Origin of the sequence: Microbispora bryophytorum (assembly GCF_006874465.1) — a bacterium.
GTDB classification, from domain to species: domain Bacteria; phylum Actinomycetota; class Actinomycetes; order Streptosporangiales; family Streptosporangiaceae; genus Microbispora; species Microbispora bryophytorum.
Genome location: NZ_VIRL01000011.1, coordinates 160,703 through 175,247, shown reverse-complemented (window position 1 = coordinate 175,247; position 14,545 = coordinate 160,703). Strand labels below are relative to the sequence as shown.

Annotated in this window: 15 protein-coding genes; all 15 read left to right on the top strand. The window is 71.8% G+C overall.

The features are described from left to right. Positions 1-3: 3 nt before the first annotated feature. Positions 4-753 (top strand): Fe-S cluster assembly ATPase SufC, encoded by a 750-nt coding sequence (gene sufC, locus FLX07_RS20720; RefSeq protein WP_142572467.1) that lies wholly within the window; start codon positions 4-6, stop codon positions 751-753. Then, positions 753-2,015 carry a cysteine desulfurase gene (locus tag FLX07_RS20715; protein ID WP_142572466.1) on the top strand — a complete coding sequence of 421 codons (1,263 nt, stop codon included), beginning with the start codon at positions 753-755 and terminating at the stop codon, positions 2,013-2,015. The genes sufC and FLX07_RS20715 overlap by 1 nt, the downstream gene beginning before the upstream one ends. A 3-nt stretch (positions 2,016-2,018) precedes the next feature. Continuing rightward, entirely contained in the window at positions 2,019-2,456 is a 438-nt protein-coding gene (gene sufU, locus FLX07_RS20710; protein ID WP_142572465.1) for a Fe-S cluster assembly sulfur transfer protein SufU, read from the top strand. A 67-nt stretch (positions 2,457-2,523) separates the two neighbouring features. Next, entirely contained in the window at positions 2,524-2,913 is a 390-nt protein-coding gene (locus FLX07_RS20705; RefSeq protein WP_142572464.1) for a metal-sulfur cluster assembly factor, read from the top strand. Between the two features lie 463 nt (positions 2,914-3,376). Continuing rightward, entirely contained in the window at positions 3,377-4,939 is a 1,563-nt protein-coding gene (locus FLX07_RS20700; RefSeq protein WP_142572539.1) for a DEAD/DEAH box helicase, read from the top strand. A 423-nt stretch (positions 4,940-5,362) separates the two neighbouring features. Continuing rightward, positions 5,363-6,328, top strand: a complete 966-nt coding sequence (locus tag FLX07_RS20695) for an acetylxylan esterase (RefSeq protein ID WP_142572463.1) — start codon at positions 5,363-5,365, stop codon at positions 6,326-6,328. A 128-nt stretch (positions 6,329-6,456) separates the two neighbouring features. Further along, entirely contained in the window at positions 6,457-6,720 is a 264-nt protein-coding gene (locus tag FLX07_RS20690; RefSeq protein WP_030507281.1) for a phosphoribosyl-ATP diphosphatase, read from the top strand. A 60-nt stretch (positions 6,721-6,780) separates the two neighbouring features. After that, entirely contained in the window at positions 6,781-7,626 is an 846-nt protein-coding gene (gene hisG, locus FLX07_RS20685; RefSeq protein ID WP_142572462.1) for an ATP phosphoribosyltransferase, read from the top strand. A 280-nt stretch (positions 7,627-7,906) separates the two neighbouring features. Beyond that, positions 7,907-8,449, top strand: a complete 543-nt coding sequence (locus tag FLX07_RS20680; RefSeq protein WP_142572461.1) for a PadR family transcriptional regulator — start codon at positions 7,907-7,909, stop codon at positions 8,447-8,449. After that, complete coding sequence (locus tag FLX07_RS20675; RefSeq protein WP_142572460.1) at positions 8,446-9,177, top strand: ABC transporter ATP-binding protein; 732 nt, start codon at positions 8,446-8,448, stop codon at positions 9,175-9,177. Before FLX07_RS20680 ends, FLX07_RS20675 begins: the two co-directional genes overlap by 4 nt. A 5-nt stretch (positions 9,178-9,182) precedes the next feature. Further along, a complete protein-coding gene (locus FLX07_RS20670) occupies positions 9,183-10,967 on the top strand; it encodes an FtsX-like permease family protein (RefSeq protein WP_142572459.1) in 1,785 nt (594 codons plus the stop codon). An 89-nt stretch (positions 10,968-11,056) separates the two neighbouring features. Continuing rightward, positions 11,057-11,941 carry an ABC transporter ATP-binding protein gene (locus FLX07_RS20665; RefSeq protein ID WP_142572458.1) on the top strand — a complete coding sequence of 295 codons (885 nt, stop codon included), beginning with the start codon at positions 11,057-11,059 and terminating at the stop codon, positions 11,939-11,941. A 2-nt stretch (positions 11,942-11,943) separates the two neighbouring features. Then, on the top strand, positions 11,944-12,681 hold the full coding sequence (locus FLX07_RS20660) for an ABC transporter permease (RefSeq protein ID WP_142572457.1): 738 nt from the start codon (positions 11,944-11,946) through the stop codon (positions 12,679-12,681). Positions 12,682-12,767: 86 nt separating this feature from the next. Then, positions 12,768-13,934 carry a sensor histidine kinase gene (locus FLX07_RS20655; protein WP_142572456.1) on the top strand — a complete coding sequence of 389 codons (1,167 nt, stop codon included), beginning with the start codon at positions 12,768-12,770 and terminating at the stop codon, positions 13,932-13,934. Further along, complete coding sequence (locus FLX07_RS20650; protein ID WP_142572455.1) at positions 13,931-14,536, top strand: response regulator transcription factor; 606 nt, start codon at positions 13,931-13,933, stop codon at positions 14,534-14,536. Before FLX07_RS20655 ends, FLX07_RS20650 begins: the two co-directional genes overlap by 4 nt. Positions 14,537-14,545: the final 9 nt, after the last annotated feature.

Here is a 14,545-nt window from a genome sequence, read left to right as displayed (position 1 = left end):
CAAGTGTCCACCCTTGAGATTCGTGACCTGCACGTCGCCGTGGGCGACAAGGAGATCCTGCGCGGCGTCGACCTGGCGATCCGCAGCGGCGAGACGCACGCCATCATGGGCCCGAACGGCTCGGGCAAGTCGACGCTGGCCTACGCCGTCGCCGGCCACCCGAAGTACACCATCACCTCCGGCTCCGTGCTGCTCGACGGCGAGGATCTGCTGGAGATGTCGGTGGACGAGCGCGCCCGCGCCGGCCTGTTCCTGGCCATGCAGTATCCGGTCGAGGTGCCCGGCGTCAGCGTGTCGAACTTCCTGCGCTCGGCGATCACCGCGGTCCGCGGTGAGGCGCCCAAGCTGCGCGAGTTCGCCAAGGAGCTGAAGGCGGGCATGGACGCGCTGTCCATCGACCCGGCCTTCGCCCAGCGCAACACCAACGAGGGCTTCTCCGGCGGTGAGAAGAAGCGCCACGAGATCCTCCAGCTCGAACTGCTGAAGCCCAAGATCGCGGTGCTGGACGAGACCGACTCCGGCCTCGACGTCGACGCCCTGCGCGTGGTCTCCGAGGGCATCAACCGGTTCCGCGCGAGCGGAGACACCGGCGTGCTGCTGATCACCCACTACACCCGCATCCTGCGCTACGTGAAGCCGGACTTCGTCCACGTCTTCGCCGGCGGGCGCGTGGTGGAGGAGGGCGGCCCCGAGCTGGCCGACAAGCTGGAGGCCGAGGGCTACGAGGCGTACACGTCGAAGGTGTCCGCCTGATGAGTGCGCCCGGCTTCGACGTGGAGAGGATCAGGAAGGACTTCCCGGTCCTCGGCCGCGAACTGCCCGGAGGCAGGTCACTGGTCTACCTCGACTCGGGCAACTCCTCCCAGAAGCCGGCCCAGGTGGTCGAGGCCATGCGCGACCACCTGACCTGGCACTACGGCAACGTCGGCCGGGCGCTGCACGTGCTGGGCAGTGAGTCGACCGAGGCGTACGAGGGCGCGCGCGACAAGATCGCCGCGTTCGTGCAGGCCCCGTCGCGCGACGAGATCGTCTTCACCAAGAACGCATCCGAGGCCCTCAACCTCGTCGCGTACGCCTTCGGCAACCCCGTCGGCGAGGACGAGCGGTTCCGGATCGGCCCCGGCGACGAGATCGTCATCTCGGAGATGGAGCACCACTCCAACATCGTGCCGTGGCAGCTGCTCGCGCAGCGGACCGGCGCGACGCTGCGCTGGTTCCCCGTGACCGACGAGGGCCGCCTCGACGTCGGGGGCCTGGAGGAGCTGGTCAACGAGCGCACGAAGATCGTGTCGATCACGCACCAGTCGAACGTGCTCGGCACGGTCAACTCGGTCTCGCCGATCCTGGCGCGCGTGCGCGAGGTCGGCGCGCTGATGATGCTCGACGCGTCGCAGTCGGTGCCCCACCAGCCCGTGGACGTGACCGAGCTGGGCGTCGACTTCGTCGCCTTCACCGGCCACAAGATGGTCGGGCCGTCCGGCATCGGCGTGCTGTGGGGCCGCCGCGAGCTGCTCGACGCCATGCCGCCCTTCCTCGGCGGCGGCGAGATGATCGAGGCGGTCTGGATGGACCACTCGACGTACGCGCCGGTGCCGCACAAGTTCGAGGCGGGGACGCCGCCCATCGTCGAGGCGATCGGTCTCGGCGCGGCGGCCGACTACCTGACCGCCGTGGGCATGGACCAGATCAAGGCGCACGAGAAGGAGCTGGTCGCGTACGCGCTGGAGGCGCTGCCGGAGGTCCCCGGGCTCAGGATCATCGGCCCGCACACCCCCATCGCCCGCGGCGGCACGATCTCGTTCACGCTGGAGGGGATTCACCCGCACGACGTGGGGCAGATCCTCGACGACGTGTACGGGATCGCGGTGCGGGTAGGTCATCACTGCGCCCGGCCGCTCCACCTCAGGTTCGGAATTCCGGCCACCACGCGGGCGTCTTTCTACCTGTACAACACGACGGCCGAGATCGACGCACTGGTCCGCGGCCTCCACCACGTGCAGAAGGTGTTCGGCTGACCCATGATCGGTGAATCCATGTACCAGGAGCTGATCCTGGAGCACTACAAGCATCCCCAGGGGCGGGGACTGCGTGATCCGTACGACGCGGAGGTGCACCACGTCAACCCAACTTGCGGCGACGAGGTGACGCTGCGCGTGAAGGTGGCCGACGGCGGCAAGGTGCTCGACGTGTCCTACGACGGCCAGGGTTGCTCCATCAGCCAGGCCGCCGCCTCGGTGCTGCACGAGCTCGCCACCGGCTCCACGGTGGAGGAGTCGCTGTCGGTGGTGGACGAGTTCACCCGGCTCATGCAGGGCAGGGGCCAGGTGGAGCCCGACGAGGACGTGCTGGGTGACGCGGTGGCGTTCGCCGGTGTGGCGAAGTTCCCCGCCCGCGTCAAGTGCGCGCTGCTGGCCTGGATGGCCTACAAGGACGCGCTGATGAGGAGCCAGGGATGACCGGCCGCCCCGGCCGCGTTGCGATGGACGGCGCCGCGCCGCGGGCGCCGAGAGGTGAGGAGACGACGTGAGCAAGCCGACCGAGACCCCCACGGGAACCGCGACCGACGCGGCGACCGGAACCTACGACGAAGAGAGCTCCCTTGACGACGTGCTCGAGGCGCTGAAGGACGTCGTCGACCCCGAGCTGGGGATCAACGTGGTGGACCTCGGCCTCGTCTACGGCGTCAACCTCGACCCGGCCGGCGAGGGCGAGCGTCCGATCGCCACCATCGACATGACGCTGACCAGCGCCGCCTGCCCGCTGACCGACGTGATCGAGGACCAGGCCAACTCGGCCCTCGCCGATCTGGTCTCCAACGTGGTCATCAACTGGGTCTGGCTGCCGCCGTGGGGTCCCGACAAGATCACCGACGAGGGCCGCGACCAGCTTCGCATGCTCGGTTTCAACGTCTGACCGGCCGACCGGGCCCGGTCCTGTCACCGCCCCGTGCGTCCGGGGCCTCACACCCCGGACGGACGCGTTCCGGCGGTCGTTCCCCGAGTGCTCACGACGCGGCTTTCGCGACGTGGCTTTCAGGACGCGGTGCTCGTGACATGATGCTCTCGACGCGGCGCATTCGCCGCCTTCCCTCCGCGGAACCGCCGTAGCGGTGCGGGAATGCCGTACAGTTGTTCTTTGCTTCGCTTTGCGCGACGTGAGTGTCGGGCGTCCGTGGGATGCCGCCACCCGGCGGCCTCCACTTCTGCGGGACGCGCTCACGGCATCACCCGGGCGCAGGCCGCTTCAATCTCCGGCCCGCGGCGCCCCGATCGGTACGGCTCGGCTGCCGTATGTGTTCAGGCTCGTCCTTTCGCAGAAGTGACGCGCCCACGTGTTCCGGCACGTTTCTTTCTACGAAAGGCACGATTTCGTGACCATGCTTGACCTCGGTGAGGGCACCGAGACCCGCGCCGAGTTCGCACTGCTGGGTCTGCCCAAGCCGCTCGTGGCGGGGCTGACCCGGCAGGGCATCAACGCGCCGTTCCCCATCCAGCGGGCGGCCATTCCCGACATCCTCGCCGGGCACGACGTCCTCGGCCGGGGCCAGACCGGCTCCGGCAAGACGCTCGCCTTCGGCCTGCCGACCCTGACCAGGATCGCGGGGGAGAAGGCACGCCCCGGACGGCCCCGGGCCCTCGTCCTGGTGCCCACCCGTGAACTGGCCCTGCAGGTGGCCGACGCCCTCGAACCGCTCGGCCGCGGGCTGTCGCTGCGCACCCGCACGGTCGTCGGCGGCATGTCCATGGGCCGCCAGATCGAGGACCTGCGCCGGGGGGTCGACCTCGTCGTCGCCACGCCCGGCCGCCTCGTCGACCTCATCGAGCAGGGCGAGTGCGCGCTGGACGACGTCCAGATCACCGTCCTTGACGAGGCCGACCACATGTGCGACCTCGGGTTCCTGCCCGTGGTCAGCGCGCTTCTTGCCCGCACGCCCGCGGACGGGCAGCGCCTGCTGTTCTCCGCGACGCTCGACGGCGACGTGGACACGCTCGTCAAGCGCTTCCTGACCGACCCGGTGATCCACTCCCTGGACCCGGCCACCTCCTCCGTGGAGACGATGGAGCACCATCTGCTCCAGGTGCACCGCGACGACAAGGCGGACGTGACGGCGGAGATCGCCAACCGGGCCGGCCGTACGATCATGTTCGTGCGTACCCAGCACGGCGTGGACCGCGTAGTGAAGCAGCTCGCCCGGTCGGGGGTCCGCGCGGGCGGTCTGCACGGCGGCAAGCGGCAGAACCAGCGCACCCGCATCCTCGACGGGTTCCGCGAGGGCACCATCGGGGTGCTCGTCTGCACGGACGTCGCCGCCCGCGGCATCCACGTCGACGACGTGAGCCTCGTGCTGCACGTGGACCCGCCGGCCGACCACAAGAGCTATCTGCACCGGGGCGGCCGTACGGCCCGCGCGGGCGAGCGCGGCGTGGTGCTGACGCTGGTCCTGCCGAGCGAGCGCCGCGCCACCGACTCGATGACCCGTAAGGCGGGGGTGACCCCGTCCCGTCACCGGGTGACGCCGGGCGACCCGGTCCTGGCCGAGATCGCCGGGGCCCGGCGGCCGAGCGGCGCGGCCGTGCCGGTGTGGGAGCCCGACGTGCGCAGGCCGCTGCGGCCCGCGCGGGACGACCGGGCGCCCGGCCGCCGACGGCACAACGGGGAGCGTCATCGCGGCGACAGCCGCACCGAGCCCGGCGCCGGCCACCGCCGTGGCCGCGCGGGCGGGCACAGCGGCCAGGCCGGGCACGGTCAGGCCGGATTCGGGAGCCAGGGCGGCGGTCAGGCCGGGCACGGTCAGGCCGGGTACGGGAGCCAGGGCGGCGGTCAGGCCGAATACGGAAGCCAGGCCGGCCGCGGAGGTTACGGCGGCGACGGCGGCCAGGGCGGCCGCGGAGGTTACAGCGGGCGCCGCGGGCGCGGAAGCCGCTTCACCGGCCGCTGAGTCCTCCTCGCCACATCGTCTTGAGCACCACTTCCACCGGGCCGTCCGTACGGGCGGCCCGGTGGCATGTGGGGGGCCGGCTTTGCCGTTCGGCCCTTCAGGTCAGCCGCCCAGATCAGCCCCCCAGGTCAGCCCCTCAGACCGCTCAGCGCGATCCCGCGGGTGTAGTAGCGCCGGCGCATCCCGCCGCGCGTCGAATTCGCGCAGAGACCGGCACTAAACCGGATCAGTTTCTAGAGGCTGTTTCATCCTGCCGGTTCGGAGGCCGCGCCGTACGGGGCATGTTGCCCCAGTTCAACTGGGTGAACGGTGATGAGGTGGATCGAGTGGATGGCCCTTAACCGGGTCAGAAGTCTGAAACAAGGCACTTGTGTAACCTTGCGGCGTAACACGAGCCAGGCCCACCACTTCACGGGAGCCCCCATGTTCGTCGATCTGCCCCTCGACCAGCTGCGTGCGTACCTGCCCGAGCGCCGGGAGCCCGCCGACTTCGACGCCTTCTGGGACCGCACGCTCGCCGAGGCGCGTGTGCACGACCTGAACCCCGTCTTCGAGCCGTACGAGGCCGACCTCGCGCTGGTTGACGTGGCCGACGTGACGTTCGCGGGGTTCGGCGGGCATCCGATCAAGGGGTGGTTCATCGCGCCCGCGGGCGCGTCGGGCCCGCTGCCGTGCGTGATGGAGTTCATCGGGTACGGCGGCGGCCGCGGCCGGCCGCACGACTGGCTGCTGTGGCCGGCCGCCGGATACGCGACGTTCGTGATGGACACCCGTGGGCAGGGCGGCACCTGGCGCTCGGGCGACACACCCGACCCGGTGGGCGGCAACGGCGCGCAGATCCCCGGCAAGCTCACCCAGGGGGTGTTCGACCGGGACGACTACTACTACCGGCGGCTCTACACCGACGTCGTGCGTGCGGTCGAGGCGGCCAGGTCGCATCCCCTGGTGGACGCCGGGCGGGTCGTGGTGACCGGCGGCAGCCAGGGCGGCGGCATGGCGCTGGCCGCCGCCGCGCTCGTGCCGGACCTCGCCTACGCGTTCGTCAACGTGCCGTTCATGTGCGACATCCGGCGCGCGGTCGAGATCACCGACGAGGACCCGTACGGCGAGCTGGGCCGGTTCTGCGGGATCCACAGGACCCGGGTCGAGGACATCTTCGCGACCCTCGACTACTTCGACGGCCTGCACTTCGCGGCGCGGGCCCGCACGCCCGCCCGGTTCTCCGTCGCCCTGCGCGACGGCGTCACCCCGGCCTCGACCGTGTTCGGGGCCTACAACCACTACGCCGGCCCCAAGGACATCACGGTCTGGCCGTTCAACGGCCACGAGGGCGGGGAGTCCCAGCAGGCGCTGGAGCAGCTCAGGCTGGCCAGGAAGATCCTCGGCTGACCCCTGATCCCGCCGCGTCCGGGCAGGTGCCGATCTCGCAGGGTGGACGCGGGGCGCGGCGGCCCGCCCCCCGCGACTACCCTGGGGCCGATACCCTGAACGCGCAGGCCCACGACCTGAGAGAGACCATGAAGACCTTCGAAGAGCTGTACGCCGAGCTGGCAGAGAAGGCGCGCACCCGGCCCGCGGGGTCCGGCACCGTGGCCGCCCTGGACGCCGGCGTCCATGCCATCGGCAAGAAGGTCGTCGAAGAGGCCGCGGAGAGCTGGATGGCGGCCGAGCACGAGTCGGCGGACCGGGCGGCCGAGGAGATCTCGCAGCTGCTCTACCACGTCCAGGTCCTGATGCTGGCGCGTGGAATCGGGCTGGACGAGGTCTACAAGCATCTGTAGCCGCCGCGGCGGCCGCAGATCGACCAACGACCTCGTTCTTCCCGAAAGGATCTTCCACTCATGCTGCGCATCGCCGTACCGAACAAGGGCGCGCTCTCCGAGGCCGCCCAGACCATGCTGAAGGAGGCGGGCTACCGCCGGCGCAGGGACAGCAAGGAACTCGTGCTCGTCGACTCCGAGAACTCCTGTGAGCTGTTCTTCCTCCGCCCGCGCGACATCGCCGTCTACGTCGGCGAGGGCACCCTGGACGCCGGAATCACCGGGCGCGACATGCTGTTCGACTCCGGCGCCCCGGCCGAGGAGGTCGTGCCCCTCGGATTCGGCCAGTCGACGTTCCGCTTCGCCTCCACGCCGGGCGCCTACTCCGGCGTCGCCGGCCTGTCCGGGCTGCGCATCGCCACCTCCTACCCCGGGCTGCTCGGCAAGTACCTCGCAGACCAGGGCGTGGACGCCCGGGTCATCAAGCTCGACGGCGCGGTCGAGACGGCGATCAGGCTCGGCGTCGCCGACGCGGTCGCCGATGTGGTGGAGACCGGCACGACGCTGCGCAACGTCGGCCTTGAGGTGTTCGGCGACCCGATCGCGCACTCCGAGGCCATCTTGATCAAGCGGGCCGGCGCCCCCGAGGCCAACGGGTTCCAGCAGCTCATCCGCCGTCTGCAGGGCGTGATCGTGGCTCGCGACTTCGTGATGATCGATTACGACATCCGGGCCGAGCGCATCGACGAGGCCATCGCCATCACCCCCGGCATGGAGGGGCCGACCGTCTCCCCGCTCCACCGCGAGGGCTGGGTGGCCGTGCGGGCGATGGTCCCGCGTAAGGGCCACCAGTTGGTGATGGACCAGCTCTGGGAGATCGGCGCCAAGGCGATCCTCGTCACCGCCATCTTCGCCTGCCGCCTCTGACCTGCCGCCTCTGACCTGCCGCGTCTGAGCCGCCGCCTCTGACCTGCCGCCTCTGAGCCGCCGAGCCGGCCGGGTGAGGTCACCCGGCGGGGCCGGGGAGCCGCCCGCGCCTTCCGGCCGGGCGGTGGCGGCCGTCTCCGCCCGCCTGTCCGTCCCTTCGTTTCCACTCGGTTCCACGCGTGAACCCGTGGCCTCCCTGTGCGGGAGGTCCCGGGCGGGGACCGTTTGACACTTCTAATGGCTAACCGCTATCCATTGGATAACCGTTAGAGGGGGTCGCATGCAGGACGCGGTGCTGGCGATGCTCGCCAAAGAGCCGTCGCACGGGTACGACCTGCGTGCCCGGCTGCGGCGCAGTCTCGGCCCGCTCGGCGAGTCGATGAACCCCGGCCAGATCTACGTGACCTTGACCCGGCTGGAGAAGGCCGGGCTCATCGTCTCCGAGCGGGCGAGCGGCCTGCCCGAGCGGCCGGAGCGGAAGGTCTACGCGCTGACGCCGGCCGGGCAGGAGCGGGTGGCCGCCTGGCTGACCGAGGTGGGCTGGCCGAAACCGGACCTGGCGGAGTTTCATCTCAAGCTCGTTGTGGCGGCCGCGGCCAGGCTCGCCGACCCGGTCGAGCTCGTGGCGGCGCAGCGCCGTGAGCTGCTGCGCCGTCTGCGTGAGGCGCAGCACGCCGCTCTGGCCGAGCCGGAGGGCTCTGCCGCCGTCCTGCTGCTGGAGGGGGTCGTGCTGCGGCTGCAGGCTGACCTGCGCTGGCTGGAGGCCTGTGAGCGGGCCTGGTCCCCGGTGTCCGCGGTCGACGACGAAGCTGAGGATGCATGAACGCGCTGATCGGGGTTCGCGGCCTGGTGAAGGAGCACGGCGAGGGACGGAGCCGGGTCCGCGCGGTCGACGCGGTCGACCTGGAGGTCCCCGAAGGGCAGACGCTGGCGGTGATGGGGCCCAGCGGCTGCGGGAAGTCGACTCTGCTGCATCTACTGGGCGGCCTTGAGCGGCCGACCGACGGGGAGGTGTGGCTGGCCGGGCGGCGCGTCGACACTCTGAGCGAGCGGGCTCTGGCGCGGCTGCGGCGCCGGTCGGTGGGATTCGTCTTCCAGGCCTTCCACCTCATGGAGGAGCTGTCGGCGGCCGAGAACGTGGAGTTGCCCGCGTTGCTGGCCGGGCGCTCACGGCGCGAGGCGAGGCGGCGCGCGAGCCTGCTGCTGGAGCGGGTCGGGCTCACCGGCCGCGCCCGGCATCTGCCTTCGCAGCTGTCCGGCGGACAACGCCAGCGGGTCGCCATCGCCCGCGCGCTGGCCAACGATCCCTTGGTCGTCCTGGCCGACGAGCCGACCGGAAACCTCGACACCGCGGCGACGCACGACGTGCTGAGGATCTTCGAGGAACTGCGCTCCGCGGGGCAGACCCTCGTGATCGTCACGCACGACGAGCGAGTCGCGGCCACCGCGGACCGGCTCGTGTCCATGCGCGACGGGATGTTCGTCGACGACACCCGGCTGGCCGGCACCGGCACCGGGTGGCTCGGCGGCCTGATCGGGCTGGACGGCTGACCGCGATGGGCAGCGCCGTGATCGTGTTCCGGCTCGTCCTGGCCGACATCCGCCGGCACCGGGCCCAGGCCGCGATGCTCCTGCTCGCGGTGACCGTGGCCACCGCCGCCTACGCCCTGGGCCTGTCGCTGCAGGGGGTGAGCCAGGCCTTGTACCAGCAGACCCGGGAGGCCACCGCCGGCCCCGACGTGGTGGCGCTCGCCCCCGATCCCGGTCCCGCCGTCGCCCCCACCCTGACCTCGCTGGCGCGCGCCCCCGAGGTCGTCGCCCACAACGGTCCCTACCGCATCGTCTACGCCACTCTCGTCGCGGGCGACGCCACCTCCAAGGTGGTGGTGCACGGCGCCGCGAACAAGCCCGGCGCGGTCGACCGCCCGCTGGTGACCTCGGGCCGCTGGGTGCGTTCCGGCGGCGCGGTGCTCGAACGGGGTTTCGCCGCCGCGCTCGGTGTGCGCGTCGGCGACCGGGTGACCATCGAGGGCCGCGCGTACCCCGTCGTCGGAATCGCCGTCACCGCGGCCACCTCCATCTATCCGTGGGCGGCGCAGATCGGCCCTGGCGGCGGCCCCAGCGACCCGACCGGACTGGCCTGGCTCACCCGATCGGACGCCCGCGCACTGGCCGCCGGAAACGATCTGCCGGTGACCACGGCCATGGACCTCAAGCTGCGCGACCCCGACGCCACCCAGGCCTTCGTCGACGCCCACCACCACCCCACCGTCAGGGTCACCTTCCACACCTGGCAGTTCAAGGCCGAGCAGGACGCCGTCATGCTCCGCGACAGTCAGCCGATCCTGGTCGTCGGCAGCTGGCTGCTCGGGTTCCTGGCCGTCACCGGAGTGGCGGCTCTGGCCGCGGGACGCGCCGGGGAGCAGTCACGGCGGGCGGGACTGCTCAAGGCCGTCGGCGCCGGCCCCGGCCTGATCGCCGCGGTCCTGCTCACCGAATATCTGGCGCTGGCGCTGCTGGCCGAAGCGCTGGGTCTGGTGCTCGCCCGCCTGGCCGAGCCCGCCATCGCGAGCCCCACCGCCAGCCGGATCGGCGACGTCGCCGGCCCGGCCGGAGCCACCGTCGTCGCGACGACCGCTCTCGCCGTGGCGGTGGCGGGGCTGTCCACCCTGCGTCCCACGCTGCGCGCACTGCGCACCGCGACCGTCACCGCACTGGGCGGCGCCGCCCGCCGCCCCCGTCACCACCCCCTGCTGACTGCGCTGTCCGGGCTGCTGCCCGCCCCGCTTCTGCTCGGGCTACGGCTGACCGCACGGCGGCCCGGCCGCGCCGTGCTGCAGGCGTGTTCCACGGCCACCACGCTGATCGCGGTCGTCGCCTTGCTGGCCGTCCACGCCCAGCCCGCGCGGGAGTACGGCCTGGGCTCCTCCGCCCTGCCCAACCTGCGAGACGTCCACGACCGCCGGCTGCTGCTGGCGGTCACCGTCCTGCTGATCGCGCTCGCCGCCGTGAACACCCTCGCGCTCACCTGGACCACCGCGACGGAGGCCCGGGTGAACATGGCCGTCGCGCGTACGCTCGGCGCCACCCCGGGGCAGGTCTGCGCGGGGCTGTCCACCGCCCAGCTTCTGCCCGCCCTGCTCGGCGCCGTCGCCGGCGTACCCCTGGGCGTCTTCGTGTACTGGCTGTTCAGCGCCGGGGAGACGACCGCGCCTCCCATGTCCTGGATGATCTCCGCCGCGCTCGCGGTCCTCCTGGCGACGGCGGCGCTCACCGCCCTCCCCGCACGCCTGGCGGCCCGCCGTCCCGTGGCGCCGACCCTCAGTGCCGAGGCGGCCTGACCCCCGGGGCCCGTGGATGACAAATGTCACCGCGAAGGCCGGAGACGCGGCACTGATGACCGGACCCGCCCGATCCCTACCGTGAGGGCATGAACGCCATCGCCTTCACCGACGTCACCAAGAGATACGGGGACGTGCTCGCGGTCGACGGCCTCGACCTGGAGATCCCGGCCGGCGCCACGGTCGCCCTCCTCGGGCCGAACGGGGCCGGGAAGTCCACCTCGCTCAACATGCTGCTGGGCCTGCTGCGGCCCAGCTCCGGCGAGATCCGGGTCTTCGGCGAGGCGCCGGAGACGGCGGTCGCCAACGGGGAGATCGGCGCGATGCTCCAGGAGGGCGCGCTGATCCCCGAGCTGACCGTGGCCGAGACCGTGGACTTCGTCCGGCGGCTCTACCCGCGTCCGCTGCCGCTGGAGGAGATCCTCCGGCTCGCCGACCTCACCGAACTCGCCCGGCGGCGGGCCGACCGGCTGTCCGGCGGCCAGACCCAGCGGGTCCGGTTCGCGCTGGCCGTCGCGGGCGGGCCGAGGCTGCTGTTGCTCGACGAGCCCACCGCGGCCATGGACGTCGAGTCCCGCCGTACGTTCTGGGACAACATGCGGGCGTACGCCGCAGGGGGCCGGACGATCCTGTTCGCCACCCACTATCTGGAGGAGGCCGACGAGAACGCCGACCGGGTCGTCGTGATCGCCCGCGGCCGGGTCGTCGCCGACGGCAGCGCCGCCGAGATCAAGGCCGGGGTCGCCGGCCAGGCGGTGAGCTTCCTGCTGGGCGACCAGCCGGTCGCCGGGCTCGACGCCCTGCCCGGCACGACCGGCGTGGAACTCCAGGGCGGCCGGGTCACGCTGCGCACCACCGACCTCGACGCCACCGTCGCCGCCCTGTATCGCAAGACCACCCTCGACATCCGCGACCTCCAGGTCCACGGGGCCGACCTGGAGGACGCCTTCCTCGCCCTCACCAAGGAGGCCTGACGATGCGGCACTACATCAAGGTCGAAATGCTGCGGATGCTGCGCAACAAGCGCTACATCATCTTCGTGGTCGCCTTCCCCGTCGGGTTCTACCTCCTCTACTCCAACCTCTGGGGGGCGGAGTCCGACCAGGCGACCGGGCTGCGCGGCAGCGTCCTGCTGATGGTCTCGATGGCCGCGTACGGCGCGCTGGCCGCCGCCATGATGTCGACGGCCGTGCCCTGGTCGCAGGAGCGGCACAGCGGCTGGCTGCGGCAGCTCCAGATCACTCCGCTGCCGGGCCGGGCGATCATCCTGACGAAGCTGGCCTCCTCGATGCTGCTGGTGCTGCCGTCGCTGCTGCTGGTCGGCCTGGCCGCGGTGCTGACCCAGCACGTCTCGCTGCCGCCGTTGCAGTGGGTGGAGCTGATCCTGGCGATGTGGGCAGGCACGATCCCCTTCGCCGCGCTGGGCCTGGCGATCGGGTCCCTGCTGCCGCCGGACACCGCGCAGCCCGTCGCGATGATCGGCATGTTCGGGCTGGCCCTGCTCGGCGGGCTCTGGTTCCCCGAGAGCATGATGCCCGCGGCCATGAAGAGCATCGCCCACGTGACCCCGTCGTACGACTACGCGCGCGTGGGATGGCAGATCGCGGCGGGCGAGGCCCCGCACGCGGCCGACGCGGCCGGCATCCTCGCCTGGGGGGTGGCCCTGGTGGCGCTGGCACTCGTCGCCTACCGTCGTGCCACGGTGCGCGCCTGATCGGACACGGCGCCACGGTGCGCGCCTGATCGGACACGGCGCCACGGTGCGCGCCTGATATCCGCCACGTTCGGAGGGACAGAGAGATGAGCCGGCTGGCCAGCGTGTTCACCTTCGGCGGGATGGACGACCGTCCCCTCCGCCTGAGGCGCCTGATGGGCATGTCGCTGGGTCTGACCTACCTCTTCTACCCGGTGTCCGAGGTGACCGACGGCACGGTGAGCGGCGCGCGGGCGGTCTGGTGGATGGTCTCGCTCGCGGCCTTCGTGGCCGTCTACCTGGCGGTCGTGCTGGGGCCGCGCGATCTCGAGCACCATCCAAGGTGGATGTTCCCCCTGCTCGGCGTCGCGACGGTGATGGGGGCCGTCTTCCCGTTGATCTTCCAGAGCACTTCCTGGCTGGCCCTGCCGGTCTACCTGGTGGTCGTCTATGCGATGGGTCTGCCGCCCCGCCGCGCCCTGCTGGGTCTCGCGACCATGGCCGTGCTCGTCGTCGCCGAGGGCAAGCTCATGGGCGCCGACGACGGCACGGTGTGGGCGCTCGTGCTGCAGATCGCCACACTCGGCGTGCTGTTCATGAGCGTCCGCAACACTCGCGTCCTCGTCGTCCAGCTCAGGCAGGCGCAGAGCGAGGTCGCCAGGCTGGCCGCCACGGAGGAGCGGCTGCGGATCGCCCGAGACCTGCACGACCTGCTGGGACACAGCCTCTCGCTCATCGTGCTCAAGAGCGAGCTGGCCCGCCGCCTGGGCGAGCAGGGCTCGCCGAAGGCGGCCGGGGAGGTGGCCGACATCGAGTCGGTGGCGCGGCAGGCGCTGGCCCAGGTGCGCGAGGCCGTCAGCGGATACCGCCGGCGCCGCCTGTCGGAGGAGATCGACGGCGCCAGGTCGGCGCTGGGCGCCGCCGGCGTCGCCCTCACCGTGCGCACCCGCGGCACCCCGCTGCCCGAGGACCTCGACGGCCTGTTCGCCTGGGCCGTACGCGAGGCCACCACCAACGTCGTCCGGCACTCCGGGGCCACCCACTGCGAGATCGACGTGGTGTACGGCGAGGAGGGCGCGGTGCTGGAGATCGCCGACAACGGCGGCGGCGCGTACGAGCCGGGCAACGGCCTCACCGGGCTCGGCGAGCGGGTGCGTGCGGCGGGCGGGAGCCTGGAGGTCGAGGCCGGCAAGTGGGGGTTCAGGGTGCGGGTCGCGGTTCCGCCGCCCCTGGGCCGTACGGCGGAGCTGATCGCGGATAGGTTGGGCGAGTGATCAGGGTCGTACTGGCGGAGGACCAGAGCATGGTGCGGGGAGCGCTCGCCTCCCTGCTCGGCCTGGAGCCCGACATCGAGGTGGTCGGAGAGGCGGCGGACGGGGACGAGGTGATCGCCGTCGCCGAGGCGACCCGGCCGGACATCGCGCTGCTCGACATCGAGATGCCCGGCAGGGACGGAATCTCCGCCGCGCAGGAGCTGCGCCGCCGGGTCCCCGGGTGCCGGGTGGTGATCCTCACGACGTTCGGCAGGCCCGGTTACCTACGCCGCGCGATGGAGGCCGGGGCGGTGGCCTTCCTGGTGAAGGACAGTCCCGCGAGCGAACTGGCCGCCGCGATCAGGCGGGTGCTGCGGGGCGAGCGCGTGATCGACCCGGGTCTGGCCGCTGCCGCGCTCAGCGCCGGGCCGAACCCGCTGTCGACACGCGAGCGCGACGTGCTGTCCGCGGCCGCGGACGGCTCCACGATCAACGACATCTCGCTGCGGCTGCACCTGTCGGAGGGCACGGTGCGCAACTACCTCTCGGCGGCCATCCACAAGACCGATGCGCGCAACCGGATCGAGGCGGTCCAGAAGGCCCAGGCGCAGGGCTGGCTCTGACCGGCGAGG

Excerpts from the sequence above, each read along its gene's own strand:
- FLX07_RS20675 (WP_142572460.1), top strand. The coding sequence starts at position 8,446 with ATGAACGCGCTGATCGGGGTTCGCGGCCTGGTGAAGGAGCACGGCGAG.
- sufU (WP_142572465.1), top strand. The coding sequence starts at position 2,019 with ATGATCGGTGAATCCATGTACCAGGAGCTGATCCTGGAGCACTACAAG.
- FLX07_RS20680 (WP_142572461.1), top strand. The coding sequence starts at position 7,907 with ATGCAGGACGCGGTGCTGGCGATGCTCGCCAAAGAGCCGTCGCACGGG.
- FLX07_RS20690 (WP_030507281.1), top strand. The coding sequence starts at position 6,457 with ATGAAGACCTTCGAAGAGCTGTACGCCGAGCTGGCAGAGAAGGCGCGC.
- FLX07_RS20660 (WP_142572457.1), top strand. The coding sequence starts at position 11,944 with ATGCGGCACTACATCAAGGTCGAAATGCTGCGGATGCTGCGCAACAAG.
- FLX07_RS20715 (WP_142572466.1), top strand. The coding sequence starts at position 753 with ATGAGTGCGCCCGGCTTCGACGTGGAGAGGATCAGGAAGGACTTCCCG.
- FLX07_RS20695 (WP_142572463.1), top strand. The coding sequence starts at position 5,363 with ATGTTCGTCGATCTGCCCCTCGACCAGCTGCGTGCGTACCTGCCCGAG.
- FLX07_RS20655 (WP_142572456.1), top strand. The coding sequence starts at position 12,768 with ATGAGCCGGCTGGCCAGCGTGTTCACCTTCGGCGGGATGGACGACCGT.
- hisG (WP_142572462.1), top strand. The coding sequence starts at position 6,781 with ATGCTGCGCATCGCCGTACCGAACAAGGGCGCGCTCTCCGAGGCCGCC.
- FLX07_RS20665 (WP_142572458.1), top strand. The coding sequence starts at position 11,057 with ATGAACGCCATCGCCTTCACCGACGTCACCAAGAGATACGGGGACGTG.
- FLX07_RS20670 (WP_142572459.1), top strand. The coding sequence starts at position 9,183 with ATGGGCAGCGCCGTGATCGTGTTCCGGCTCGTCCTGGCCGACATCCGC.
- FLX07_RS20700 (WP_142572539.1), top strand. The coding sequence starts at position 3,377 with ATGCTTGACCTCGGTGAGGGCACCGAGACCCGCGCCGAGTTCGCACTG.